Here is a 1,160-nt window from a genome sequence, read left to right on the forward strand (position 1 = left end):
ACCGACTCGGCGGCACCGAGGGGGGTATCACCAACGGGGAGCCGATAGTGGTAAATATCGCTATGAAGCCGATTCCGACGCTGATGTCGCCCCTCAGGAGCGTCGATATAGAGACCAAAGAGCCGGTGAAAGCTATGAGGGAGCGCTCCGACGTTACCGCAGTTCCCGCCGCTTCGGTCGTTGCCGAGGCTATGCTGGCGATAGTGCTTGCCGACGCGCTCCTCGAGAAACTGGGCGGGGACTTTATGGAAGAAATCAAAGACCGGTTTGAGCTCTACAAGAAGCATATAAAGGGGTTCTAGGGGAATCGTTTTTTACCTTAACCCCATCGCTAAGCGATGGGCATTTCTATAAATAAAAATTCCCCCTTTATTTTTGCTCTCCTGCGGAATACTTCTGTTCCAATCTCTTTACAAAGGAGCGGAATTTCGGGTTTACGTTGAACTCCTCGGGTAGTAGCTTGCTCTTTTCCAACACGAAGCGGTTTATCGTTTCAACCGCCTCTTCGGGGGAATCGACTATCTGGAAGAAGTTGAGGTCATCTTCGGAGATGGTGCCGAATTCGACCATAGTGCGGCGCATGAACTCCACCAGGGGTTTCCAGTATTCCGACCCGAAGAGGAGAATGGGAAAGGGATAACTCTTTTTGGTCTGCATTAAGGTTAGCGCCTCAAACAGTTCGTCGAATGTACCGTACCCCCCGGGGAAGATGATATATCCGAGGGCGTAGCGCAGGAGCATCGCTTTCCTCACGAAGAAGTGTTTGAAGAGGAGCCTCTTTGTGAGGTAGGGGTTTTTATCGACCTCCTCGGGGATATCTATCTGCAGCCCCACGCTCTCGGCTCCCGCTTCGAACGCCCCCCTGTTGGCCGCCTCCATGATACCGGGTCCGCCGCCGGTCACCACCGCGTAGCCCTCCTTGCCGAGGAGATAGCCGGTTTCGTAGGCTTTTCGGTAGTAGGGGTTTTCCGGTGTAAAGCGGGAACTGCCGAAGACGGTGACCGATGGACCCAGCTCCGATAGCAGGTCGAACCCCTGTACGAACTCCGAGAGGATTTGCAGCAGCGACCAAACGTCCCCCTGTTTGGTCTTCAACTCACCTATAATGGTCCACCCCTTGGGGGGTAGGAAGAAATCTTTCCACTTGCGGTGTCTCATCG

At 54.1% G+C, this 1,160-nt stretch carries 2 protein-coding genes; one reads left to right on the top strand and one right to left on the bottom strand.

Annotated elements, in window-relative coordinates:
* A partial coding sequence (locus tag MV985_RS00030; protein WP_297457848.1) for a chorismate synthase occupies positions 1-302 on the top strand: 302 nt, incomplete at its 5' end.
* Positions 303-369: 67 nt separating this feature from the next.
* On the opposite strand, the gene MV985_RS00035 is transcribed toward MV985_RS00030, so the two are convergent.
* The coding region (locus MV985_RS00035; RefSeq protein WP_297457850.1) for a TIGR00730 family Rossman fold protein at positions 370-1,160 on the bottom strand (791 nt) is incomplete at its 5' end.

Source organism: Thermococcus sp. (genome assembly GCF_027012695.1).
Lineage (GTDB): Archaea > Methanobacteriota_B > Thermococci > Thermococcales > Thermococcaceae > Thermococcus.